Source organism: Pseudomonas sp. TH43, from assembly GCF_016650635.1.
GTDB lineage: Bacteria > Pseudomonadota > Gammaproteobacteria > Pseudomonadales > Pseudomonadaceae > Aquipseudomonas.
In genome coordinates, this window is record NZ_JAEKFI010000004.1 from 284,938 (window position 1) to 308,446 (window position 23,509).

At 59.5% G+C, this 23,509-nt stretch carries 19 protein-coding genes; 9 read left to right on the forward strand and 10 right to left on the reverse strand.

The genetic code is table 11. The features are described 5' to 3' along the window. The first annotated feature begins 174 nt into the window (after positions 1-174). The 5 genes from JFT81_RS17595 to JFT81_RS17615 all read left to right on the forward strand — a co-directional run bounded on the left by JFT81_RS17595 (position 175) and on the right by JFT81_RS17615 (position 8,198). The gene (locus tag JFT81_RS17595; protein WP_201228311.1) at positions 175-1,602 is read left to right on the forward strand and encodes a di-heme oxidoredictase family protein; all 1,428 of its coding nucleotides are present in this window, start codon (positions 175-177) and stop codon (positions 1,600-1,602) included. A 26-nt stretch (positions 1,603-1,628) separates the two neighbouring features. Next, entirely contained in the window at positions 1,629-2,693 is a 1,065-nt protein-coding gene (locus JFT81_RS17600) for an imelysin family protein (RefSeq protein WP_201228312.1), read from the forward strand. Positions 2,694-2,707: 14 nt separating this feature from the next. Continuing rightward, entirely contained in the window at positions 2,708-3,808 is a 1,101-nt protein-coding gene (locus JFT81_RS17605; RefSeq protein WP_201228313.1) for a DUF1513 domain-containing protein, read from the forward strand. A 198-nt stretch (positions 3,809-4,006) separates the two neighbouring features. Further along, entirely contained in the window at positions 4,007-5,155 is a 1,149-nt protein-coding gene (locus tag JFT81_RS17610; protein WP_201228314.1) for an efflux RND transporter periplasmic adaptor subunit, read from the forward strand. A gap of 13 nt (positions 5,156-5,168) precedes the next feature. Next, complete coding sequence (locus tag JFT81_RS17615) at positions 5,169-8,198, forward strand: multidrug efflux RND transporter permease subunit (protein WP_201228315.1); 3,030 nt, start codon at positions 5,169-5,171, stop codon at positions 8,196-8,198. A gap of 162 nt (positions 8,199-8,360) precedes the next feature. Here JFT81_RS17615 and JFT81_RS29485 read toward each other — a convergent pair whose 3' ends face one another. The 5 genes from JFT81_RS29485 to colR all read right to left on the reverse strand — a co-directional run bounded on the left by JFT81_RS29485 (position 8,361) and on the right by colR (position 12,085). After that, positions 8,361-8,588, reverse strand: a complete 228-nt coding sequence (locus JFT81_RS29485) for a hypothetical protein (RefSeq protein WP_242485633.1) — start codon at positions 8,586-8,588, stop codon at positions 8,361-8,363. 2 nt (positions 8,589-8,590) lie between these two features. Then, positions 8,591-9,304, reverse strand: a complete 714-nt coding sequence (locus JFT81_RS17620) for a lipopolysaccharide kinase InaA family protein (RefSeq protein ID WP_201147328.1) — start codon at positions 9,302-9,304, stop codon at positions 8,591-8,593. Positions 9,305-9,308: 4 nt separating this feature from the next. Continuing rightward, positions 9,309-9,977: a class I SAM-dependent methyltransferase gene (locus JFT81_RS17625; RefSeq protein WP_201228316.1), complete on the reverse strand. Its 669-nt coding sequence runs from the start codon at positions 9,975-9,977 to the stop codon at positions 9,309-9,311. A gap of 162 nt (positions 9,978-10,139) precedes the next feature. After that, entirely contained in the window at positions 10,140-11,414 is a 1,275-nt protein-coding gene (locus tag JFT81_RS17630) for a HAMP domain-containing sensor histidine kinase (protein WP_201228317.1), read from the reverse strand. Continuing rightward, a complete protein-coding gene (gene colR, locus JFT81_RS17635) occupies positions 11,414-12,085 on the reverse strand; it encodes a two-component system response regulator ColR (protein ID WP_158833779.1) in 672 nt (223 codons plus the stop codon). The genes JFT81_RS17630 and colR overlap by 1 nt, the downstream gene beginning before the upstream one ends. 202 nt (positions 12,086-12,287) lie before the next feature. On the opposite strand from colR, the gene JFT81_RS17640 reads away from it, so the two are divergent. Then, the gene (locus JFT81_RS17640; RefSeq protein ID WP_201228318.1) at positions 12,288-14,237 is read left to right on the forward strand and encodes an LTA synthase family protein; all 1,950 of its coding nucleotides are present in this window, start codon (positions 12,288-12,290) and stop codon (positions 14,235-14,237) included. Between the two features lie 54 nt (positions 14,238-14,291). Then, the gene (locus tag JFT81_RS17645) at positions 14,292-15,035 is read left to right on the forward strand and encodes a phosphatase PAP2 family protein (protein WP_201228319.1); all 744 of its coding nucleotides are present in this window, start codon (positions 14,292-14,294) and stop codon (positions 15,033-15,035) included. Positions 15,036-15,208: 173 nt separating this feature from the next. On the opposite strand, the gene groL is transcribed toward JFT81_RS17645, so the two are convergent. The 4 genes from groL to JFT81_RS17665 all read right to left on the reverse strand — a co-directional run bounded on the left by groL (position 15,209) and on the right by JFT81_RS17665 (position 18,733). Next, on the reverse strand, positions 15,209-16,855 hold the full coding sequence (gene groL / locus JFT81_RS17650; protein ID WP_201228320.1) for a chaperonin GroEL: 1,647 nt from the start codon (positions 16,853-16,855) through the stop codon (positions 15,209-15,211). Positions 16,856-16,905: 50 nt separating this feature from the next. Beyond that, complete coding sequence (locus JFT81_RS17655; protein WP_003227685.1) at positions 16,906-17,199, reverse strand: co-chaperone GroES; 294 nt, start codon at positions 17,197-17,199, stop codon at positions 16,906-16,908. A 260-nt stretch (positions 17,200-17,459) separates the two neighbouring features. Continuing rightward, positions 17,460-17,936: an FxsA family protein gene (locus JFT81_RS17660; RefSeq protein WP_201228321.1), complete on the reverse strand. Its 477-nt coding sequence runs from the start codon at positions 17,934-17,936 to the stop codon at positions 17,460-17,462. 65 nt (positions 17,937-18,001) lie between these two features. Continuing rightward, positions 18,002-18,733: a DUF2470 domain-containing protein gene (locus JFT81_RS17665; RefSeq protein WP_201228322.1), complete on the reverse strand. Its 732-nt coding sequence runs from the start codon at positions 18,731-18,733 to the stop codon at positions 18,002-18,004. Positions 18,734-18,895: 162 nt separating this feature from the next. Between JFT81_RS17665 and JFT81_RS17670 the strand changes: the two genes are divergently transcribed. Beyond that, the gene (locus tag JFT81_RS17670) at positions 18,896-19,654 is read left to right on the forward strand and encodes an SDR family oxidoreductase (RefSeq protein WP_201228323.1); all 759 of its coding nucleotides are present in this window, start codon (positions 18,896-18,898) and stop codon (positions 19,652-19,654) included. Positions 19,655-20,000: 346 nt separating this feature from the next. On the opposite strand, the gene apbC is transcribed toward JFT81_RS17670, so the two are convergent. Further along, positions 20,001-21,095 (reverse strand): iron-sulfur cluster carrier protein ApbC, encoded by a 1,095-nt coding sequence (apbC, locus tag JFT81_RS17675; RefSeq protein ID WP_201228324.1) that lies wholly within the window; start codon positions 21,093-21,095, stop codon positions 20,001-20,003. A gap of 322 nt (positions 21,096-21,417) precedes the next feature. Here apbC and metG point away from each other — a divergent pair, with 322 nt between their 5' ends. Then, positions 21,418-23,469 carry a methionine--tRNA ligase gene (metG, locus tag JFT81_RS17680; RefSeq protein WP_201228325.1) on the forward strand — a complete coding sequence of 684 codons (2,052 nt, stop codon included), beginning with the start codon at positions 21,418-21,420 and terminating at the stop codon, positions 23,467-23,469. Positions 23,470-23,509: the final 40 nt, after the last annotated feature.

Genomic DNA, 23,509 nt, shown 5'->3' on the forward strand with positions numbered 1-23,509 from the left:
GTCGCAACCTCGTCAGCGCCGCAGACACCGCTTTCGCGAGCAGGCTCGCTCCCACAGGGTTTGCATGAGCTTCAAGGCTTGCCACAAATCAAGCAAACGATAATTCCTCTTATTCAAACCCCCTCGCCCTGTTAGACTTTGCGCCTTTATTTTTGCCCGTCCGCAGGATGTCTGATGCCCTCGCTGCCTCTTCGCTTGTCCGCACTGTGTCTGGCCCTGGGCCTGAGTGCCTGCGATGACGCCCCGCGTTTCACCAAGGCCGAGCCTGGTGAAGCACGTTCGGGCGGTGCAGCGACCGTGCGCAAGACCGATCAGAACGCGTTCTCCCTGCCCTCGGCCAACCTGCCGCCGTCGCGTCGAGTGGATTTCAGCGTCGGCAACAGCTTCTTCCGCAGCCCGTGGGTGATCGCGCCGTCGACCACCACCGCGCGTGACGGACTCGGCCCGCTGTTCAATACCAACGCCTGCCAGAACTGTCACATCAAGGACGGTCGCGGTCATCCGCCAACGCCCGGTGCGGCCAATGCGGTGTCGATGCTGGTCAGGCTGTCGATTCCCGACGCGCCGGAATATGCCCGGCTCATCGAGCAGGTCGGCGTGGTGCCGGAGCCGGTCTACGGTGGCCAGTTCCAGGACATGGCTGTGCCCGGCGTCGCTCCCGAAGGCAAAGTGCGGGTCGACTACACGCCGGTACCGGTTCGCTTCAAGGACGGCACCGAAGTCGAACTGCGCAAACCGACGTTACAGATCACCCAACTCGGCTACGGCCCAATGCACCCGGACACGCGTTTCTCCGCCCGCGTCGCCCCGCCGATGATTGGCCTCGGTCTGCTCGAAGCGATCCCTGAAGAAGCGATCCTCGCCAACGCTACCGCGCAAGCCAAAGAGAACGGCGGCATCAATGGCCGGCCAAACCGAGTCTGGGACGACGCGTTGCAGCAAACCGTGATCGGCCGATTTGGCTGGAAAGCCGGGCAACCGAATCTCAATCAACAAAATGTTCACGCGTTTTCTGGTGACATGGGCCTTACGACCAGCCTGAGACCTTTCGATGACTGCACCGAGGCGCAAACCGCCTGCAAGCAGGCGCCGAACGGCAATGGCCCGGACGGCGAGCCGGAAGTCAGCGACAACATCCTGCGTCTGGTGCTGTTCTACAGCCGTAACCTCGCCGTGCCCGCGCGCCGTAACGTCAACGATGAACAAGTGCTGGCCGGCAAAAACCTGTTTTTCCAGGCCGGCTGCGATTCGTGTCACACCCCGAAATACACCACCGCTGCCAACGCCGCCGAACCTGAATTGGCCAATCAAGTGATTCGCCCTTACAGCGATCTGCTGCTGCATGACATGGGTGACGGTCTGGCTGACAACCGCACGGAATTCCAGGCCTCCGGCCGCGACTGGCGCACGCCGCCGTTGTGGGGGATCGGCCTGACGCAAGCGGTCAGTGGCCACACCCAGTTTTTGCATGATGGCCGCGCGCGCAATCTGCTCGAAGCGGTGCTCTGGCACGGCGGCGAAGCAAAAGCGGCGCAGCAACAGGTTTTATCGTTCAATGCCGAGCAGCGTGCCGCGCTGCTGGCGTTTCTGAATTCACTTTAAACACTTAAAAGAATCGGGAGCCCGACATGTTCCGTCCCAAGCTACTGTTCACCAGCCTTGCCGCACTGGCCCTCGGCGCGTGCTCGCCACAGGATCCGCAAGCCGTCACCTCGGCGGCCATCGCCAAATCGGTGATCCTGCCGACTTACACACGCTGGGTCGAGGCCGACAAGCAACTGGCTGTCAGCGCCCTCGCCTACTGCCAGGGCAAGGAAACCCTGGAGACCGCCCGCGCCGACTTCCTGCACGCGCAGAAAGCCTGGGCCGAGCTGCAACCGCTGCTGATCGGCCCGCTGGCCGAGGGCAACCGTTCGTGGCAGGTGCAGTTCTGGCCGGACAAGAAAAACCTTGTCGGCCGTCAGGTCGAGCAACTGGTCGTCGCCCAGCCGCAGATCGATGCCGCTGCACTGGCCAAGTCGAGCGTGGTGGTACAGGGCCTGTCGGCTTACGAGTACATCCTGTTCGACGCAAAGCCTGATGTCGCCAACGCCGACCAGAAAGCCAAGTACTGCCCGCTGCTGATCGCCATCGGCGAACGTCAGAAGCAACTGGCCGAAGAGATTCTGCAGAGCTGGAACAACACCGACGGCATGCTCGCGCAGATGACCAAGTTCCCCAACCAGCGCTACGCCGACTCCCACGAAGCGATCGCCGATCTGCTGCGTGTACAGGTCACCGCACTCGACACTCTGAAGAAAAAACTCGGCACGCCGATGGGCCGCCAGAGCAAAGGCGTGCCACAGCCGTTCCAGGCCGATGCATGGCGCAGCCAGTCGTCGTTGACCGCGTTGGAAGCCAGCCTTGCCGCCGCCAAAACCGTTTGGGAAGGCGTCGACAACAAAGGCCTGCGCAACCTGCTGCCAAGCGATCAGAAGCCATTGGCAGACAAGATCGACGCCGCTTACGCTGCCTCGCTGAAACTGTTCGACAGCACCCAGCGGTCGCTGGGCGAAATGCTTGAAGACGATGCGGGTCGGCAGCAACTCAACGACATCTACGACAGCCTCAACGTCGTCCATCGCCTGCACGAAGGCGAATTGGCCAAGGCGCTGGGCATTCAACTGGGCTTCAACGCCAACGACGGTGACTGATGAGGGCAAGTGCCATGCTGCGACGCCAGGCTCTGACTTTAGGTAGTGTGCTGCTGGGAGCAGTGACGCTGGGCGGCTGGACGCTGTTCAAACGCAAGGATCAGAGCCCGCTGCTGCTGTCGGCGCGCGACGACACCGACGGCAAGCACTATGCCGTCGGTTATCGGCTGGATGGCACGCGCGTGTTCGCCACCGAAGTCGGCCAGCGTTGCCACGACATCATCAACCACCCGACGCAGCCGATTGCACTGTTCGTCGCCCGCCGGCCGGGTACCGAGAGCTACCTGATCGATCTGCGCGACGGTGCTTTGTTGCAGACCGTGACGTCGCAACCGAACCGGCACTTCTACGGTCACGCGGTGATTCACAAGGACGGCGAATACCTGTACGCCACCGAGAATGACACCAGCGATGCCGGTCGTGGTTTGCTCGGGGTGTACAAGTTCGAAGGCGAACGGCTGGTGCACAGCGGTGAGATTTCCACTCATGGCCTCGGCCCGCATCAGGTGTCATGGATGCCCGATGGCGAGACGCTGGTGGTGGCCAACGGCGGGATTCGTACTGAAGCGGAAAGCCGCGTCGACATGAACCTCAACGCCATGGAGCCAAGCCTGGTGCTGATGCAGCGCGACGGCACCCTGCTGAGCAAGGAAACCCTCGCCCAGCAGATGAACAGCGTGCGCCACCTGGGCATTGCCAGCGACGGCACCATCGTCGCCGGCCAGCAATTCATGGGCGCCTCGCATGAGCGTTCGGAGCTGTTGGCGATCAAGCGTCCGGGGCAGCCCTTCGTGGCGTTCCCGGTGCCGGAGCATCAGTTGCAGTCGATGGGCCATTACACCGCGAGTGTGGCGGTGCACAGCGAGTTGCGTCTGGTCGCATTGACGGCGCCCCGTGGCAATCGCTTCTTTATCTGGGATCTGGACAGCGGCGAAGTGCGCCTCGACGCGCCGTTGCCTGATTGCGCGGGCGTGGGTGCGGTGAAGGACGGCTTTGTCGTGACCTCGGGTCAGGGCCGTTGCCGTTACTACGATTGCCGCCAGGATGAACTGTTGGCCAAGCCACTGGAACTGCCGGCGGGGCTCTGGGACAACCATTTGCACTTGATGGCCTGAAGCAACCGCAAACCCGGTAGGAGCAAAGCTTGCTCGCGAAGACGGCCGCACACCGGACATCCTGGTGACTGATACACCGCTTTCGCGAGCAAGCTTTGCTCCTACAAGCCAACGGTAATAACTGGCAGTTGGAATCCCTGCCTGTCTCGGAGTAATGTGCCCGCCTGTCTCACCTGATTTATCCAAGGAACTGGAAATATGCTGCGTCGCCGCATGCTGATCATGTTGGGTGTTGTTTTGCTGATCGTCCTTGTGTTGGGCGGGTACAAAGCCTTTTCGATCTACACGATGGTCCAGGGCTTTTCCAAACCGAAACCGCCGATCAGCGTCGCCGTGGCCACCGCGTCCGAACGCCCGTGGCAGATGCGCTTGCCCACCGTCGGCACGCTCAAGGCGCTGCAAGGCGTCGACTTGAGTCTGGAAGTGGCCGGCACCGTCACCGAGCTCAAGTTCGAGTCAGGCCAGAAGGTCAAAGCCGGACAACCGTTGCTGCAACTCGACAGCGCCGTCGAAACCGCCCTGCTGGAAACCGCCAAGGCTGATCTGGGCCTCGCGCAACTGGACTTCGGCCGTGGCAGCCAACTGGTCGACAGCCGCGCCATCTCCAAAGGCGAATACGACCGCCTCTCCGCCGTACTGCAAAAGAACAAGGCCACGGTCAATCAGCTCAACGCCTCGCTGGCGAAAAAACGCATCCTCGCGCCGTTCAGCGGCACCATCGGCATCCGTCAGGTCGACGTCGGCGACTACCTCGCCAGCGGTACCAAAATTGCCACACTGCAAGACCTGAGCAGCCTCTACGCTGACTTCTACCTGCCCGAGCAATCGGTGCCGAAACTGGCCATCGGCCAACCGGTGCAGATTTCAGTCGCCGCCTATCCAGGGCAAAACTTCGCCGGCAAGATCAGCGCGATCAACCCGATTGTCGAAAGCACCACGCGCAACATCCTGATACGCGCGACCCTGGCCAACCCCGACGGCAAATTGCTGCCGGGCATGTTCACCAGCCTCGAAGTGCTGCTGCCGGATCCGCAGAAACATGTCGTCGTGCCGGAAAGCGCGATTACCTACACCCTCTATGGCAACTCGATCTACGTGGTCGGACAGAAGAAAGCCGAGGACGGCAGCGTTGAAAAGGACGACAAGGGCCAACCGGTACTGATCGCCGAACGCCGCTTCATCGAAACCGGTGAGCGCCGCGACGGCGTGGTGATGATCAACAAGGGCGTGCAGAGTGGCGAAACAGTGGTGACCGCCGGCCAGATCAAACTGGACAACGGCGCCCACATTGCCATCAGCGACGACAAGACCCTCGGCGAGCAGAACAGTCCGCCCCGCGCCGACTGATCAAGGAAACCCCATGGCTTTTACCGATCCGTTCATCCGCCGCCCGGTGCTCGCCACCGTGGTCAGCCTGTTGATTGTGCTGCTCGGCTTCCAGGCCTGGAGCAAGCTGCCGCTGCGCCAATACCCGCAAATGGAAAACGCCCTGATCACCGTGACCACGGCGTACCCCGGGGCCAACGCCGAGACCATTCAGGGCTACATCACCCAGCCGATGCAACAGAGCCTGGCCAGCGCCGAGGGTATCGACTACATGACCTCGGTCAGTCGGCAGAACTTCTCGACGATTTCGATCTACGCACGCATCGGCTCCAACACTGATCGCTTGTTCACCGAACTGCTGGCCAAAGCCAACGAGGTGAAGAACAAACTGCCGCAGGACGCCGAAGACCCGGTGCTGAGCAAGGAGTCCGCCGACGCTTCGGCGCTGATGTACATCAGCTTCTTCAGCAAGGACTTGAGCAACCCGCAGATCACCGACTACCTGTCCAGGGTGATCCAGCCAAAACTGGCGACCCTGCCGGGCATGGCCGAAGCGGAGATTCTCGGCAATCAGGTATTCGCCATGCGCCTGTGGCTCGACCCGGTGAAACTCGCCGGTTTCGGCCTCAGCGCCAGCGACGTGACCAACGCCGTGCGCCAGTACAACTTCCTCTCCGCCGCCGGCGAAGTGAAAGGCGAGTACGTGGTCACCAGCATCAACGCCAACACCGAACTGAAATCCGCCGAGGCGTTTGCGGCGATTCCGCTCAAGGTCAGCGGCGACAGCCGCGTGCTGCTCAGCGATGTCGCGCGGGTTGAAATGGGGGCCGAAAACTACGACTCGATCAGCTCGTTCGGCGGCACGCCGTCGGTGTACATCGGCATCAAATCCTCGCCGGGCGCCAACCCGCTGGACGTGATCAGGGAAGTGCGCAAGATCATGCCGGAGCTGGAGGCGCAGTTGCCGCCCAACCTCAAGAGCGAGATCGCCTACGATGCCACGCTGTTTATTCAAGCATCCATCGACGAAGTGGTGAAAACCCTGTTCGAAGCGGTGCTGATCGTCATCGTCGTGGTGTTCCTGTTCCTCGGCGCACTGCGCTCGGTGGTGATCCCGGTGGTGACCATTCCCCTGTCGATGATCGGCGTGATGTTCTTCATGCAGATGATGGGTTACTCGATCAACCTGCTGACCTTGCTGGCGATGGTGCTGGCCATCGGGCTGGTGGTCGACGATGCGATTGTCGTGGTGGAAAACATCCACCGGCACATCGAGGAAGGCAAGACGCCTTTTGATGCCGCCCTTGAGGGTGCGCGGGAAATTGCCATGCCGGTGGTATCGATGACCATCACTCTGGCTGCGGTGTACGCGCCAATCGGTTTCCTCACCGGGCTGACCGGGGCGCTGTTCAAGGAGTTCGCCCTGACTTTGGCCGGTGCAGTGGTGATTTCCGGGGTTGTCGCGCTGACGTTGTCGCCGATGATGTGCGCGTTTCTGCTACGCCCCGAACAGAATCCCAGCGGCCTCGCGCATCGCCTCGACCGCGTCTTCGACAACCTCAAGCGCCGCTACCAGAGCCTGCTGCACGGCACGCTGAATACGCGGCCGGTGGTGCTGGTGTTCGCGTTGATTGTGCTGTGCCTGATCCCGGTGTTCCTCAAGTTCACCAAATCGGAACTGGCGCCGGACGAAGACCAGGGCATCATTTTCATGATGGCCAGCGCCCCGCAACCGACCAACCTTGACTACCTGAGCACCTACACCGACGAGTTCATCAAGATCTTCAAGGAATTCCCGGAGTACTACTCTTCGTTCCAGATCAACGGCTACAACGGCGTACAGGCCGGGATCGGCGGCTTCCTGCTCAAACCGTGGAACGAGCGCAGTCGCACACAGATGCAGATCCTTCCCGAGGTGCAAGGCAAACTGGGAAGTATCCCCGGCTTGCAGATCTTCGGTTTCAATCTGCCCTCGCTGCCCGGCACCGGTGAAGGCTTGCCGTTCGAGTTTGTGGTCAACACCGCCAACGACTACGAACTGCTGCTGCAAGTGGCTGACCGGATCAAGAAACGCGCGATGGAGTCGGGCAAGTTCGCCTTCGTCGATCTCGATCTGGCATTCGACAAACCTGAGGTAGTGGTCGACATCGACCGCGCCAAAGCCGCGCAGATGGGCGTGTCGATGCAGGATCTCGGAGGCACCCTGGCGACGCTGCTCGGTGAGGCGGAAATCAACCGTTTCACAATCGAAGGGCGCAGCTACAAGGTCATCGCTCAGGTCGAACGAGCGTACCGAGATAACCCGGACTGGCTGAACAATTACTACGTGAAGAACACCCAGGGTGAGCTGCTGCCCCTGTCGACACTGATCAAGATCAGCGATCGCGCGCGACCACGACAGCTCAACCAGTTCCAGCAGCTCAACGCCGCGAAAATCTCCGGTTTCCCGCTGGTGAGCATGGGCGAAGCGATCGACACCGTGTTGCAGATTGCCCGCGAGGAAGCACCGGCCGGTTTTGCTTTCGACTATGGCGGCGCGTCACGCCAGTTCGTCCAGGAAGGCAGTGCCTTGTGGGTAACCTTCGCGTTGGCGCTGGCGATCATTTTCCTCGTGCTGGCGGCGCAGTTCGAGAGCTTCCGCGATCCACTGGTGATTCTGGTGACAGTGCCGCTGTCGATTTGCGGCGCGCTGATTCCGCTGTTCCTCGGTTGGTCGAGCATGAACATCTACACCCAGGTCGGACTGGTAACGCTGATCGGGCTGATCAGCAAACACGGGATCCTGATCGTCGAATTCGCCAACCAGTTGCGCAAGGACAAAGGCCTCACGGCGCGCGAAGCGGTGGAGGAAGCGGCGGCGATTCGCTTGCGACCGGTGCTGATGACCACCGCGGCGATGGTGTTTGGCATGGTGCCGTTGATTCTGGCGACCGGTGCAGGCGCTGTGAGCCGGTTTGATATCGGCATGGTGATTGCGACGGGGATGTCGATCGGCACGTTGTTTACGCTGTTTGTGTTGCCGTGCATCTACACCCTGCTGGCGAAACCTGACCTAAAACCATGACCCTGCAGGAGCTCGGCAGGCTGCGATCTTTTGACCTTGACCATGCGTTTTAAAACCAAATCAAAAGATCGCAGCCTGCGGCAGCTCCTACACAGGGGGTTTGTATTCATCCATAAAAAAGACCTCGCATTTGCGAGGCCTTTTATGTGGGCTTCAACCGGGTCAACTCTGTGGCTTCATCCCTTGGGAAAGCCCGAACATGAACAGCAACAAATCATGGTCGGGTTTACTCGCCGCAGAGACTTTTGCCACGCGGGGTATAGCGCAGTGAGCATCCGTTGTGGATGCACCTATTACCTGCATGCGAGGCTGCTCCCAGGCAGCCACCGCCAGTGAAGCAACTGCCAAGGCCCCTACCAGGAACAAACCTCGTGCAATTTCGAGTTTCATCGCTATAAACCTTTGATAGCGCTGCCAAACGCCGTCTCATAAAAGTAGACGAGTTTTTTCCAGTCCGTATCGCTGAACGACGAGTGGCGACGCATTTGCTTCATGTCATGGGAGGCGGCGCGATAGGCGGTCAAACGTTGCCGGCACTTCTCGAAGTCGATCAAAGCGACTTCGACCTTGGCCGACTCAGGCTCACCGGTTACCCGCACAAATACGTGTTTGATGTAGATGCAACTGTGCTGCCAACGGCCCTTGTGCATACGCGCAAGATTCTCGGCCAGCTCTTTGAGGACACGCTCATAAACCGCTTCGCCGAATTGCGCGCGACCACCGCCGGCTTCCCACTTTTCCAGTTCGTCGAAACCGTCCAGCGACTTCGTCACCAGCAAGGCTCGCCACTTGTATTGCGGGTCAGGTTGCGCGCCGCAGAAAACGATTTCCGGCACCCGCACTCCGAGCTTGCTCACACCGGTCAGGGCATCGAGCTCACGCAATACCGTCGGGCGACCGAACGGGTGCAACCAACTGCGATAGATGTGTCCGGTCTGGCGCTTTGCATACAGCAGTTGCCCGTCACGTCCGATGACTCGTTGCACACCACTTTCGCCACCACGACGCACGTTGGGTTCTTCTACCCACTCACCGCGCTGGTTCCAGTAATAGTCAAAACGATCCTGCGGAGCAATGTCCGATTCTGCTGCAAATTGCACTGCCATTCCGTTACCTCTTGCGTAATACGTAAACCCGCCACATGGCATAGAGCGGAATAAAATCCAGTTGTTCTTGAATGCGGAACCCAGCGTCTTCAAATTCCTTTTCGACCGTAACAGCCGGTAACACAAAGCGATTCTGGTAACCTTCCTGTCCACGCTCGGCCTCGGCCTTCTTGCGTTTCCAGGCCTTGAAGTTGCCATCCACCCACAGCGAAATAATCACGCTGTCACGGGTGACGCGTTCAAATTCACGCAGAATGGCCCGTCGATGCTCGGCTTCACCGATGTGATGGAGCAAACGCATGCAGAAAATGCTGTCGACGGCGTTATCAGGCAAGGCAATGTCGAACGCAGATGTGTGCAAGGGTTGTACCCGTTTCACCACCTCCGCCGGTTGTGCCTGCATGGCCGTCCGGATCATCGACTCGGAATTGTCCGCGCCAATGATCACCCGGTTGGGTTTTTCCGCCAGCAATGGCCAGAAACGCCCCGCCCCGCACGGCAAATCCAGCACCAGACCCGGTTCGCCAGCCAATGTCAGCGCCTTGCGAGCCAGTTGCTCGTCACGCCAATGGGACAAACGGCGACCGAGATTGGCCTGATGCTTTTGCAGATATTTCTGCGCATGCGTGTCGTCATACTTTTCGGAAAAATCGAGTTTGATCGGGCCGGCCATCACCAGGACTCCTGAATTGCTGATGTCCCCACCATAAGCAGGGCCGTGTCAGCGTCAGGTCATCCATTTGTGAAAAAAACGTCGGGTAAACCCGCAAACTATTTCAAGGTTATACAGGATTTAGACAGGTTGGCGGGAGTGGCTGGGTGCCACCACCGCGTGTCAGCCTTTGCCCAATTCCACCTCGAAACGGCAACCGTTGGGCTGCATGGTGCTCAGCGTCACCGTCCAGCCCTGGTTCTCGCAGATCCGCTGAACCAATGACAATCCGAGCCCCAACCCTTCGCCGCGGTTTTCAGTGCCGCGTACAAACGGCTGGAACATCGCCTCGCGCTTCTCCTCCGGAATGCCGACGCCCGAATCTTCGACGACAAAGCCATTAGCGTTCAGCGACAGGCGAATAAAGCCCTGTTCGGTGTAGTGGCAGGCATTGCGCAAGAGGTTGCCCATCACCGCTGTCAGCAACGTGGCGTTGTAACAGGTGTCCGGTGGGTTGCCGGGCTCGAACTGCAATTTCAGGCCTTTGCTTTCGATCGGTTCGCGCCAGACATTCAGCAAGCTGTCAGCCACCTGAGCGAGATTATGTTGCGGCGCCATCCCGGCGTCTTCGCGCTGGGCACGGGCGAGCATCAGAAAGGTCTGCACCAGTTCGCGCATTTCTTCGCTGGCGCGGGCAATACGCTCGACCTGAGAGCGACCGCGCTGATCGATAGCCGGGTTCTCCAGCAGCAATTCGCAGGAGCTGGCCAGCACCATCAGTGGGGTGCGCAATTCGTGGCTGACGTCACTGGTAAACAGCCGTTCGCGACTCAACGCCTGACGCAGACGCCCGAGCGTCGCATCGAAGGCCACTGCCAGTTCACCGACTTCGTCTGCTGCGTAATCCGGCGCCAACGGTGGCGCCAGCCCGAGCAACTGGTCGCGATGGCGTACCTGCCGGGCCAGCCGTACCACCGGCGCCATTACTTTGCGCGCCAGCACCCAGCCGAGGAATACCGCCAGCGCCAGGCTGAGCACAAAGCCGACCAGCACGACGGCAAACAGCACGCGTTCACGCTCTTCAAAATCGCTTTGATCCTGCAGCAGCACATAGCGACGACCGTCGACGATTTCGACCATCGCGTGGTACGACAGCTGCTCGCGGAACACTTCGTGGAAACCGGAATCGAGGTGGCGCAAATCCTTGGGCAATTCAAAATCACCCGGCCCGCCACTGAAATAGAACAACTGATCCGGCTCCGGGCGATGGCTCCAGTCGGAGACATTGTCCATCAGCAGCAGGCGCTGCAAATCGCCGCCCAGCCCGGCCGAAATCAGTTTCTCCTCGACCAGATGCACCGTTGCGACGATGCCCATGGCGAAGGCGCCGGCCACCAGCGCGCTCATCAGCGCGAAGGCAATGATGATCCGTTGAGAAAGGCTCTGTCTAAACTCCATTACGCATCGGCCAGGCGGTAACCCACGCCGTGCACGGTATGCAGCAGTGGCTTGGCGAAAGGCTTGTCGATCACCTGACGCAATTGGTGAACGTGGCTGCGCAGACTGTCGCTATCGGGGCAGTCATCGCCCCACAGCGCTTCTTCGAGCACTTCGCGACGCAGTACATGCGGGCTCTTCTGCATCAACACTGCCAACAACTTGAGGCCGACCGGGTTGAGTTTCAGCAGCTTACCTTCGCGGGTCACTTCCAGCGTATCGAGGTCGTAACTCAAATCGCCAACCTGCAACGCCCGACGTCCGCCACCCTGCGCCCGGCGCATCACCGCTTCGACGCGCGCGGCCAGCTCGGACAAGGCAAACGGCTTGATCAGGTAATCGTCGGCGCCGGACTTGAATCCCTGCAAGCGGTCGTCGAGTTGATCGCGGGCGGTGAGCATGATCACCGGGGTGTCGCGGCGGGCATCTTCGCGCAGGCGCTTGCACAGCGTGTAGCCATCAATCCCCGGCAACATGATGTCGAGAATGATCAGGTCGTAATGCTCGGTCGCCGCCAGATGCAGGCCCGACAGACCGTCCTGCGCGCAGTCGACGGTATAGCCTTTGAGGCCCAGATAATCGGCCAGATTGGCGAGGATGTCGCGGTTGTCTTCGACCACCAGGATTCGCATGGGCACCTCTTCCGTACACAGTAATGGCCGTCTTGGCCCGCGCAGCTTACGGCCAACTCAGCCTCAGGGCTAGGCTGAAAACCGTTGAAATCGACGCTCTCAACCAAATTTGAGGGTTAACAAGATTTTCACTATCGGTTCACAACCTGACTACAGTCACCACGCAACACTCTCGCGCCATTAGATATAAGGAATGTAGACAATGGACTCTTTGAAGATGGCGCCCCTGCGCCTTCTGCTACTGGTCACCGGTGTATGGCTGGTGATCTTTTCCGTGACCCGCGCCGTTTTGTTGCTGACGCATCTGGATGAGGCCGGTGGCGGCGCTTTTGCCTTATTCGGCATCGGTCTGCTGTACGACCTCGGCTTCCTTGCGTATGCAGCGTTGCCGATGGGCTTGTATTTGTTGCTGTGCCCGCCGGCGTTATGGCGTCGTCGCGGCCATCGCTGGTTTCTGCAAGGCCTGTTCACCGTCAGCCTGTTCGCCATGCTGTTCGTGTCAGTGGCCGAATGGCTGTTCTGGGACGAGTTCGGCGTGCGCTTCAACTTCATCGCCGTCGACTACCTGGTGTATTCCGACGAAGTGCTGAACAACGTGCTGGAGTCGTACCCGATCGGTACGCTGTTGAGCATTCTGGCGCTGCTGGCCATTGCCATCAGTTTTGCTCTGCGCAAAACGTTCAATGCTGCACTGGACGCTCCGCTGCCGCCGCTGCGTGGGCGCTTGCTCAATGCGCTGGGTTTGCTGGTTGTCGCAGGCTTGAGCCTGCAACTGCTGAGTCAGGACGCACCGCGTGCTCAGGGCGGCAACGCCTATCAAAACGAATTGGCGAGCAATGGCCCGTATCAGTTTTTCGCTGCATTCCGTAACAACGAGCTGGATTACACCCAGTTCTACAGCAGCCACACACCTGAGGTAGTCGCCCGACAGATTCGCGCTGAATTGAGCGAACCCAATGCCCGCTTCATCGGTCAGGATCCGCAAGACATCCGTCGGATGATCGACAACCCCGGCACTGCGCGCACACCGAACATCGTGCTGGTGACCATCGAAAGCCTCAGCGCCAAATACCTGGGCAGCAATGGTGACGAGCGCAACCTGACGCCAAATCTCGATGCCTTGCGCAAACAGAGCCTGTACTTCAACAATTTCTACGCCACCGGCACCCGCACCGACCGTGGCCTGGAAGCCATTACCCTGGCCATTCCACCGACGCCGGGCCGTTCGATCGTCAAGCGCATCGGCCGTGAAAGCGGTTTCGCCAGTCTTGGCCAGCAACTGAGTGCGGTGGGTTACGACAGCGTGTTCGTGTATGGCGGGCGCGGCTATTTCGACAACATGAATGCATTCTTCAGTGGCAACGGCTATCGCGTGGTTGATCAGAGCAGCGTCGATGAAGCGGACATTCACTTCAAGAATGCCTGGGGCATGGCCGACGAGGATCTGTACAAGCAGACCCTGAAACTCGCCGATGCCGACTACGCCAAACAGCAGCCTTTCCTGCTGCAACTGATGACCACCTCCAACCACCGTCCTTACACCTACCCGGACAATCGCATCGACATCAAATCCGGTAATGGTCGCGACGGCGCGGTGAAATACACCGACTACGCCATCGGCGAGTTCCTTGCGCAGGCGCGGCAGAAACCGTGGTTCGACAACACGATCTTCATTTTCGTCGCTGACCACACCGCAGGCAGCGCCGGTAAGGAAGACTTGCCGATTGCCAACTACCAGATCCCGCTGTTCATTTATGCACCGAAGCTGATTGAACCTCGCGAAAACGGCCAACTGGCCAGCCAGATCGACCTCGCGCCGACCTTGTTGGGTTTGTTGAACATGGATTACCAATCAACGTTCTTCGGCCGCAACCTGTTGCAGGACAACCCGCTGCCGCCGCGTGTCGTGGTGGGTAACTATCAGCATCTGGGCCTGTTCGACGGCAAGGATCTGGCGATTCTCAGCCCGCGCCAGGGCCTGCGTCGCCACGACGATGCACTGACCGAGAGCCGTGAGTCACGGGCGACCAGCGATGACCCGCTGATCAGCCGCGCCATCACCTATTACCAAACCGCCAGTTATGGCTTCAAGCAACAGCTGCTTGGCTGGAAAGCACCCAAGGAGGGTGCTCCGCAAGTCAGCGAACGTTAATCGAAGCGCCCCGGGCCGATGTCTCGGGGCGTTTTCTTTTGTTCAGGATCCGTCATGTCATCAAGCGTTGTACGCCCCACTCCTCGCCCGTTGAACCTGTGGTTGTGCCTGGGGATTCCCGTCGCTGCCGCGATCATTTTGGTTTTGCTGGAACTGACCGATCTGGACATGGATCTGGCTCGGATGTTTTACGACCCGGCGGCCGGAGACTTCATCGGGCGTCACAGTTACTTCCTCGAGAACATCCTTCACGACCGCGCAAAAGAGGTGGTGATCGCGTTCTCGGTATTTGCGGTTCTGGGTTTTATTGCTTCGTTTTTCATCGAACGATTGAAACCGTTCAAGCGCGAACTGGGTTGCCTCGTGCTGTCGTTGGGCCTGGCGACGTCGTTTGTCACGCCGATGAAAGCGGTGACGGCGGTGCAGTGCCCGTGGAGCCTGGAGCAGTTCGGCGGCCATGAGACTTACAGCAAACTGATGGAACATCGGCCGCAGACCAACAAACCTGGTCGTTGCTGGCCGGGTGGTCATGCGGCAACGGGGTTCACACTGTTTGCGCTGTTCTTTGTCTTGCGTGACCGTCGTCCGCGTCTGGCAAAACAAGCGTTTATCTTTGCCTTTGCATTGGGCTCGGTGTTTTCGATCAGCCGAATGATGCAGGGCGCGCACTTCTTTTCGCACAATGTGTGGACGGCGATTTTCTGTTGGCTGATTTGCCTGGGGTCGTATTACTGGGTCTTGTATCGCCCGGCCGTGAGGGCTGAGGGTATCGTCAGAGCGCACCCCGTCAGCGCCTGATCTGACGCCACCGCTGGCAAGCCATGCGCCTCAGGACTCCCGCGAGTTCCGTAGGAGAAAGGCTTGCCCGCGAAGGCAACACCTCGGTCTTCAGCCAACACTGAACCGAGGGCAATAAAAAACCCCGCTGGCGAGAGCCAGCGGGGTTTTTGCGTTACGGGGGTAAGGCTGGCTTACATCATGCCGCCCATGCCACCCATGCCGCCCATGTCTGGCATGCCGCCGCCAGCGCCGCCGTCTTTCTTCGGCGCGTCAGCTACTGCCGCTTCGGTGGTCAGGATCAGACCGCCGATCGACGATGCAGCTTGCAGAGCGGAACGAGTCACCTTGGTTGGGTCCAGGATGCCCATTTCGATCATGTCGCCGTATTCGCCAGTTGCAGCGTTGTAACCGAAGTTACCAGTGCCGTTCTTGACTTCGTTGACGACAACACTTGGCTCGTCACCGCTGTTGGCAGCGATCTGACGCAGCGGTGCTTCAACAGCGCGGCGCAGAACTGCGATACCGACGTCCTGATCAGCGTTGTCGCCTTTCAGGTCGTTCAGGGTTTGCAGAGCGCGGATCAGCGCAACGCCACCGCCAGGTACCACGCCTTCTTCAACGGCTGCACGAGTTGCGTGCAGGGCGTCTTCAACGCGGGCTTTCTTCTCTTTCATTTCTACTTCGGAACCAGCGCCAACCTTGATGACTGCAACGCCGCCGGACAGCTTGGCCAGACGCTCTTGCAGTTTTTCACGGTCGTAGTCCGAGGAAGTTTCAGCAGCCTGGGCACGGATCTGAGTGATACGCGCCTGGATGTCTGCTTCAACGCCAGCACCGTCAACGATGATGGTGTTTTCCTTGGAGATGGTCACACGCTTGGCGCTGCCGAGGTTTTCCAGGGTAGCGGCTTCCAGGCTCAGGCCGATCTCTTCGGAGATAACGGTACCGCCGGTCAGAACAGCGATGTCCTGCAGCATGGCCTTGCGACGGTCGCCGAAGCCTGGAGCCTTGACGGCTGCGACTTTAACGATGCCACGCATGTTGTTCACAACCAGAGTCGCCAGGGCTTCGCCTTCAACGTCTTCGGAAACGATCAGCAGTGGACGGCCGGCTTTGGCAACGGCTTCCAGCACTGGCAGCATTTCGCGGATGTTCGAGATCTTTTTGTCGACCAGCAGGATCAGCGGGCTGTCCAGCTCGGCAACCATGGTCTCTGGCTTGTTGACGAAGTATGGGGACAGGTAGCCACGGTCGAACTGCATGCCTTCAACAACCGACAGTTCGTTTTCCAGGCCAGTGCCTTCTTCAACGGTGATCACGCCTTCTTTACCGACTTTTTCCATGGCTTCGGCAATGATGTCGCCGATGGAGCTGTCAGAGTTGGCCGAGATGGTGCCGACCTGAGCGATGGCCTTGGTGTCAGCGCAAGGCTTGGACAGGTTCTTCAGCTCTTTGACGATAGCGATGGTCGCTTTGTCGATACCGCGCTTGAGGTCCATCGGGTTCATGCCGGCAGCGACGGCTTTCAGGCCTTCGTTGACGATCGACTGAGCCAGAACGGTAGCGGTAGTAGTACCGTCACCAGCGTCATCGTTGGCACGGGAGGCAACGTCTTTGACCAGCTGCGCGCCCATGTTTTCGAAACGGTCTTCGAGTTCGATTTCTTTGGCGACGGAAACGCCGTCCTTGGTGATGGTCGGAGCGCCGAAGCTCTTCTCGATGATCACGTTACGGCCTTTCGGGCCGAGGGTCGCTTTTACTGCGTCAGCCAGGACGTTGACGCCCTTGAGCATTTTTTTACGGGCGGAATCGCCAAACAGAACTTCTTTAGCAGCCATGATCGATATTCCTTAAATACTTTGTAGTAGCGGGAAAATGGGCGGGGAAATCAGCCTTCCAGTACAGCGAGAATCTCGTTCTCAGCCATTACCAGCAGGTCTTCGCCGTCGACTTTCACAGTGTTGCTGCCGGAGTAAGGACCGAACACAACCTTGTCACCGACTTTAACGGCCAGCGCACGCACTTCACCGTTTTCCAGAGTCTTGCCTGGGCCTGCAGCGACGATCACACCGTGGTTGGCTTTTTCAGCAGCCGAACCTGGCAGGACGATACCGCCAGCGGTTTTCTTTTCTTCTTCGCTGCGACGGATTACGACGCGGTCATGCAGAGGACGAAGCTTCATTGTCGATCTCTCCTAATTGTGGTTTTCATCGGCCGGTGTAGTCCCGGCGGGTTTAACGAATCCGGCCTGCGCCGGTTGCGGTTCGTCGAGCGAGCCGCGGAAGTCTGTCCGACTCAAATGTCGGAAACCTTTCGGTGACCGATACATAAGGGCGCATAAGCTTATTACAAGGGCGAGGCTAAAAAAATTTCACCGAGGCTCGTTACAAAAGCAGCCCACAAATGAACACGGCACCCGAAGGTGCCGTGTCGATAACGCCGTTACTTGGTGTCGCGGTGTTCGAACTCGCCTTCGATCACATCGCCTTCGCGGCCCAGAGGCTCGCGCGGAGCAGGACCGCCCCGCGGTTGCAGGTCGTCGGCGAACGCGCGTTGGCGCATGGCCTGGTCTTCGGCGCGCTGACGCATCTTGTTCGCCAGCAGGCGACGGGTGAATGGCAGCAACATCACCAGACCGACCACGTCGCTGATAAAGCCCGGCAGGATCAAAAGACCACCGGCCAGCGCCAGCATCAGACCTTCAAGCATGGTTTGCGCAGGCAGTTCGCCGCGGTTCAGGCTTTCACGGGCACGCAGTGCCGTAGCCAGGCCGGCGACGCGCAGCACGAACACGCCGAACATCGAGCCGACAATGATCAGCAGCAGGGCCGGGAAAAACCCGATAGACCCTGCCACTTTGACGAATACGAACAGCTCCAGCACCGGAAACAGCAGAAAGAGCAACAGAAAAGGGCGCATCAAAGTTTCCTCAACGCAAGAAATGCCTTGCAGTAAGCCTTAGATGACGTCGCCCTTTCGTGAATTCAAGCGTCGGCCACTGCATTTTTTGGCCAGACCTCGGCGTGAGCCAGAGAAACCAAGGCTTCGCGCACTTGTGTCGGCGTATTACAAGGCGCAGGGAACGGCAGCCAGTACAGTGCCTGACCGATGCGCAGGTGCATGCCTTCGGTGTCGATCCCGGCCATCTGTGCCGGCACACTTTTCGGCAGACCGGCGAGGTCGACGTAGTGCGCGATGGCTTTGGCATGGTCGCTGTTCATGTGCTCGACCATGCTGATCTCGCCCTTGCCGGCGAACGGGTTGGCCAGGGTCAGTTGATCGACCCAGTGAATCGCGCCGAAACCGCCGATGTAGCGATGCCGCACGGGCGTCAGCACCCAAAAATCGAAATCGTGGGCCTTGTGGTAGTTCTGCGAATCGGGGAAGTAGCGGTAGTAGCGCTCGGCAGCCGCTTCAATCGCAGCAGCGTCTTCGAGCTTTTGCGCTTCGGCCAGATAGGTCAGGCGACCTACGGCTTGCACATCATCCGCCTCGCGCTCGCCAACCAGCAGCGAGCATTTCGGGTCTTTTTGCAGGTTATGGGTGTGTTGGGCGATGCGGCTGATGAGGATCAGCGGTCGGCCCTGCTCGTCCAGGCAATACGGCACCACGGAGCCAAAGGGAAAACCGGGCATCGATTTGGAGTGAGTCGACAGCACCCCGCGGTATTCCTTGAGAAGCAATTCTCGGGCATTCTTGGCCACTTCAACGCTCAATTTATGACTCCTTAAATAGAATCCGTCGTAAAAACGGACAGGTGACCGGGATAAGTTCCAGTCACTTTGGGGCAGTTCTCATGTGCAGCCAGGCCACGTCGGGCGCAGATCGAGAGGCTCTCTTGAGGGAAAACCACTCTGACCTGCTATCGGGGCATGCGAATGCAACTCAACGACAAAGTAATCATTATCACTGGCGGTTGCCAGGGTTTGGGCCGTTCGATGGCCGAGTATTTCGCCGGTAAAGGCGCGAAGCTGGCACTCGTCGACTTGAATCAGGAAAAACTCGACGACGCGGTGGCTGCCTGCAAGGCCAAGGGCGTCGAGGCGCGCAGCTATCTGTGCAACGTGGCCAATGAAGAACAAGTGGAGCACATGGTTGCTCAGGTTGCCGCCGACTTTGGTGCGATTCACGGTTTGATCAACAACGCCGGGATCCTGCGCGATGGCCTGCTGTTGAAGGTCAAGGACGGCGAAATGAGCAAAATGAGCCTTGCACAGTGGCAAGCGGTGATCGACGTCAATCTGACCGGCGTGTTCCTCTGCACCCGTGAGGTGGCGGCGAAAATGGTCGAGCTGAAGAATAGCGGCGCGATCATCAACATTTCATCGATCTCGCGTGCGGGCAATGTTGGCCAGACCAACTACTCGGCGGCCAAGGCTGGCGTGGCGGCGGCGACGGTGACCTGGGCGAAAGAACTGGCCCGTTATGGCATTCGGGTGGCGGGGATTGCACCGGGTTTCATTGAAACCGAGATGACCCTGGGGATGAAGCCCGAAGCGCTGGAGAAGATGACCTCGGGGATTCCGCTCAAGCGCATGGGCAAGCCGGAGGAGATCGCCCATTCGGCGGCGTATATCTTCGAGAACGACTACTACACCGGCCGGATCCTGGAGATGGACGGCGGCTTGCGTATCTGACCGCAGCGCAAAACCTGTAGGAGCCGAGCTTGCTCGCGAAAGCGGTGGTTCATTCAACAGATCTGTTGAATGTTAATCCGCTATCGCGAGCAAGCTCGGCTCCTACAGCGAAAGCGGCGTGTCATCCAACTTCAGCGTTGCCTGACACGGCCCCTTCGCGAGCAAGCTCGGCTCCTACAGCGAAAGCGGCGTGTCATCCAACATCAGCGTTGCCTGACACGGCCCCTTCGCGAGCAAGCTCGGCTCCTACAAGCGAAAGCGGCGTGTCATCCAACATCAGCGTTGCCTGACACGGCCCCTTCGCGAGCAAGCTCGGCTCCTACAAGTACAGGGTGTTGCTGAGGTATCAATCGTCGCTGATGGTGATGTTCGGCATCGCCGGCGTTGCCGCTTCCTGCAACACGATCCGCGCGCCGACGTGGCGGGCCAGTTCCTGATAGACCATGGCGATCTGGCTGTCCGGCTCGGCGATCACCGTCGGTTTGCCACCATCGGCCTGCTCGCGAATCAACATCGACAGTGGCAGCGAGGCCAGCAGTTCGACGCCGTACTGGGTCGCCAGTTTCTCGCCACCGCCCTCACCGAACAGATGCTCGGCATGCCCGCAGTTCGAGCAGATGTGCACGGCCATGTTTTCCACCACACCGAGTACCGGAATGTTGACCTTGCGGAACATTTCCACGCCTTTGCGCGCGTCGAGCAGCGCCAGATCCTGCGGCGTGGTGACGATCACCGCACCCGCCACCGGGACTTTCTGCGCGAGGGTCAGCTGGATGTCGCCGGTGCCTGGCGGCATGTCGATCACCAGATAATCCAGATCGCCCCACGCCGTTTGCGTAACCAGTTGCAGCAGTGCGCCGGAAACCATCGGCCCGCGCCAGACCATCGGCGTGTTGTCGTCGGTCAGGAAAGCCATCGACATCACTTCGACACCGTGGGCCTTGAGCGGCACAAACCACTTCTGATCCTTGACCTCAGGGCGAGTGCGCTCGGGAATGCCGAACATGATGCCCTGGCTCGGGCCATAGATATCGGCATCGAGAATACCGACCTTGGCGCCTTCGCGGGCGAGTGCCAGCGCAAGGTTGGCGGCGGTTGTCGACTTGCCCACGCCACCTTTGCCGGAGGCTACGGCGACGACATTTTTGACGTTGGCCAGACCCGGAATCTGCGCCTGCGCCTTGTGCGCGGCAATCACGCTGTTGACTTCGACCCTGGCGACGACGACGCCATCAAGGTTTTCGATCGCCAGTTGCAGCAGTTGTGCCCAGCCGCTCTTGAACAGACCGGCGGCGTAGCCGATTTCCAGTTGCACATTGACGCGGTCACCGACGATCTCGATGTTTTTCACGCAACCGGCGCTGACCGGATCCTGGTTCAGGTAAGGGTCGGTGTATTGGCTGAGGACGGCTTCCACCGCTGCGCGAGTGACGGCGCTCATGGGCAACTCCGATAACAAGACTGGGAAAAGATGACGGCTATCGTACGCTGGACATCGATTTGAGGCGAACAGATTGCTCGAGTCGGAAAACCTTTGTGGCGAGGGGATTTATCCCCGTTCGGCTGCGCAGCAGTCGTGAAACCATTCAACGCGGTGTACCTGATACACCGAGGTATCAGGTTTTGGGGCGGCTTCGCCACCCATCGGGGATAAATCCCCTCGCCACAAATGCTCTCAAAGTACCCAGCGGCTCAGGGGTGAAAAATATACTCGGGCGCTTTATAGTGGCCGACCTCCGTTTCATCAAGTAGCGAAGCCCCACATGTCCGAACCACGCAAGATCCTCGTCACCAGCGCCCTGCCCTACGCCAACGGTTCGATTCACCTTGGCCATATGCTGGAATATATCCAGACCGATATGTGGGTGCGCTTCCAGAAGCATCGCGGCAATCAATGCATCTATGTCTGCGCCGACGACGCCCACGGTTCGGCGATCATGCTGCGTGCAGAAAAGGAAGGCATCACCCCGGAACAACTGATCGCCAACGTGCAGGCTGAACACAGCGCCGACTTTGCCGAGTTCCTGGTCGATTTCGACAACTTCCACTCCACTCACGCCGAAGAAAACCGTGAGCTGTCGAGCCAGATCTACATCAAGCTGCGTGACGCCGGGCACATCGCCCAGCGCTCGATCACCCAGTATTTCGACCCGGAAAAGAAAATGTTCCTGGCCGACCGCTTCATCAAGGGCACCTGCCCGAAATGTGGCACTGAAGACCAGTACGGCGACAACTGCGAAAAATGCGGTGCAACCTACGCACCGACTGACCTGAAAGATCCGAAGTCGGCGATCTCTGGCGCCACCCCGGTGCTCAAGGATTCCCAGCACTTCTTCTTCAAGCTGCCAGACTTCCAGCAAATGCTGCAGACCTGGACCCGCAGCGGCACCTTGCAAGACGCCGTGGCCAACAAGATCGCCGAATGGCTGGACGCCGGCCTGCAACAGTGGGACATCTCCCGCGATGCGCCGTACTTCGGTTTCGAGATCCCGGGCGAACCAGGCAAATACTTCTACGTGTGGCTGGATGCACCGATCGGCTACATGGCCAGTTTCAAGAACCTTTGCGATCGCACGCCGGAGCTGGACTTCGACGCGTTCTGGGCCAAGGACTCCACTGCCGAGCTGTACCATTTCATCGGCAAGGACATCGTCAACTTCCACGCACTGTTCTGGCCAGCGATGCTCGAAGGCGCCGGCTACCGCAAGCCGACCGGTATCAACGTGCACGGCTACCTGACCGTCAACGGCCAGAAAATGTCCAAGTCGCGCGGCACCTTCATCAAGGCCCGCACGTACCTGGATCACCTGTCGCCGGAATACCTGCGCTACTACTACGCGGCCAAACTGGGCCGTGGCGTCGATGACCTCGACCTGAACCTCGAAGACTTCGTGCAGAAGGTCAACTCCGACCTGGTCGGCAAAGTGGTCAACATCGCCAGCCGTTGCGCCGGTTTCATCCAGAAGGGCAACGCCGGCCTGCTGGTCGACACCAATGCTGCGCCGGAGCTGACCGAGGCTTTCCTCGCTGCCGCGCCAAGCATTGCCGACGCTTATGAAGCCCGTGACTTCGCCCGCGCCATGCGTGAAACCATGGCCCTGGCCGACCGCGCCAACGCCTGGATCGCCGACAAGGCGCCGTGGTCGTTGAACAAGCAGGAAGGCAAGCAGGATGAGGTTCAGGCGATCTGCGCCACCGCCATCAACCTGTTCCGCCAACTGGTGATCTTCCTCAAACCGGTATTGCCGTTGCTGGCCGCCGACGCCGAGGCGTTCCTCAACGTCGCCCCGCTGACCTGGAACGATCACACCAGCCTGTTGGCCAACCATCAGCTCAACGAGTTCAAGCCGTTGATGACCCGCATCGACCCGGTAAAAGTGCAAGCCATGAGCGACGCCTCGAAAGAAGACCTGACCGCCAGCCAGACCGACACCGGCGCCGCCGCCCCTGCGGGCAACGGCGAACTGGCCAAGGATCCGCTGTCGCCGGAAATCGACTTCGACGCGTTTGCCGCCATCGACCTGCGCGTTGCGCTGATCGTCAAAGCCGAACACGTCGAAGGTGCCGACAAGCTGTTGCGCCTGACCCTCGACATCGGTGACGAGCAACGCAACGTGTTCTCGGGGATCAAGAGCGCCTACCCCGATCCGTCCAAGCTCGATGGTCGTCTGACCATGATGATCGCCAACCTCAAGCCACGGAAAATGAAGTTCGGTATTTCCGAAGGCATGGTGATGGCTGCCGGCCCCGGCGGTGAGGAAATCTACCTGCTGAGCCCGGACAGCGGCGCCAAGCCAGGTCAACGCATCAAGTAACACTCGGCGGTGAATCGATCCCACAGGCGTGCCCCGCATG

Bases quoted from the DNA above. Each gene is read 5' to 3' on its own strand.
- JFT81_RS17595 (WP_201228311.1), top strand. From the start codon at position 175: ATGCCCTCGCTGCCTCTTCGCTTGTCCGCACTGTGTCTGGCCCTGGGC.
- JFT81_RS17600 (WP_201228312.1), top strand. From the start codon at position 1,629: ATGTTCCGTCCCAAGCTACTGTTCACCAGCCTTGCCGCACTGGCCCTC.
- JFT81_RS17605 (WP_201228313.1), top strand. From the start codon at position 2,708: ATGCTGCGACGCCAGGCTCTGACTTTAGGTAGTGTGCTGCTGGGAGCA.
- JFT81_RS17610 (WP_201228314.1), top strand. From the start codon at position 4,007: ATGCTGCGTCGCCGCATGCTGATCATGTTGGGTGTTGTTTTGCTGATC.
- JFT81_RS17615 (WP_201228315.1), top strand. From the start codon at position 5,169: ATGGCTTTTACCGATCCGTTCATCCGCCGCCCGGTGCTCGCCACCGTG.
- JFT81_RS29485 (WP_242485633.1), bottom strand. From the start codon at position 8,588: ATGAAACTCGAAATTGCACGAGGTTTGTTCCTGGTAGGGGCCTTGGCA.
- JFT81_RS17620 (WP_201147328.1), bottom strand. From the start codon at position 9,304: ATGGCAGTGCAATTTGCAGCAGAATCGGACATTGCTCCGCAGGATCGT.
- JFT81_RS17625 (WP_201228316.1), bottom strand. From the start codon at position 9,977: ATGGCCGGCCCGATCAAACTCGATTTTTCCGAAAAGTATGACGACACG.
- JFT81_RS17630 (WP_201228317.1), bottom strand. From the start codon at position 11,414: ATGGAGTTTAGACAGAGCCTTTCTCAACGGATCATCATTGCCTTCGCG.
- colR (WP_158833779.1), bottom strand. From the start codon at position 12,085: ATGCGAATCCTGGTGGTCGAAGACAACCGCGACATCCTCGCCAATCTG.
- JFT81_RS17640 (WP_201228318.1), top strand. From the start codon at position 12,288: ATGGACTCTTTGAAGATGGCGCCCCTGCGCCTTCTGCTACTGGTCACC.
- JFT81_RS17645 (WP_201228319.1), top strand. From the start codon at position 14,292: ATGTCATCAAGCGTTGTACGCCCCACTCCTCGCCCGTTGAACCTGTGG.
- groL (WP_201228320.1), bottom strand. From the start codon at position 16,855: ATGGCTGCTAAAGAAGTTCTGTTTGGCGATTCCGCCCGTAAAAAAATG.
- JFT81_RS17655 (WP_003227685.1), bottom strand. From the start codon at position 17,199: ATGAAGCTTCGTCCTCTGCATGACCGCGTCGTAATCCGTCGCAGCGAA.
- JFT81_RS17660 (WP_201228321.1), bottom strand. From the start codon at position 17,936: ATGCGCCCTTTTCTGTTGCTCTTTCTGCTGTTTCCGGTGCTGGAGCTG.
- JFT81_RS17670 (WP_201228323.1), top strand. From the start codon at position 18,896: ATGCAACTCAACGACAAAGTAATCATTATCACTGGCGGTTGCCAGGGT.
- apbC (WP_201228324.1), bottom strand. From the start codon at position 21,095: ATGAGCGCCGTCACTCGCGCAGCGGTGGAAGCCGTCCTCAGCCAATAC.
- metG (WP_201228325.1), top strand. From the start codon at position 21,418: ATGTCCGAACCACGCAAGATCCTCGTCACCAGCGCCCTGCCCTACGCC.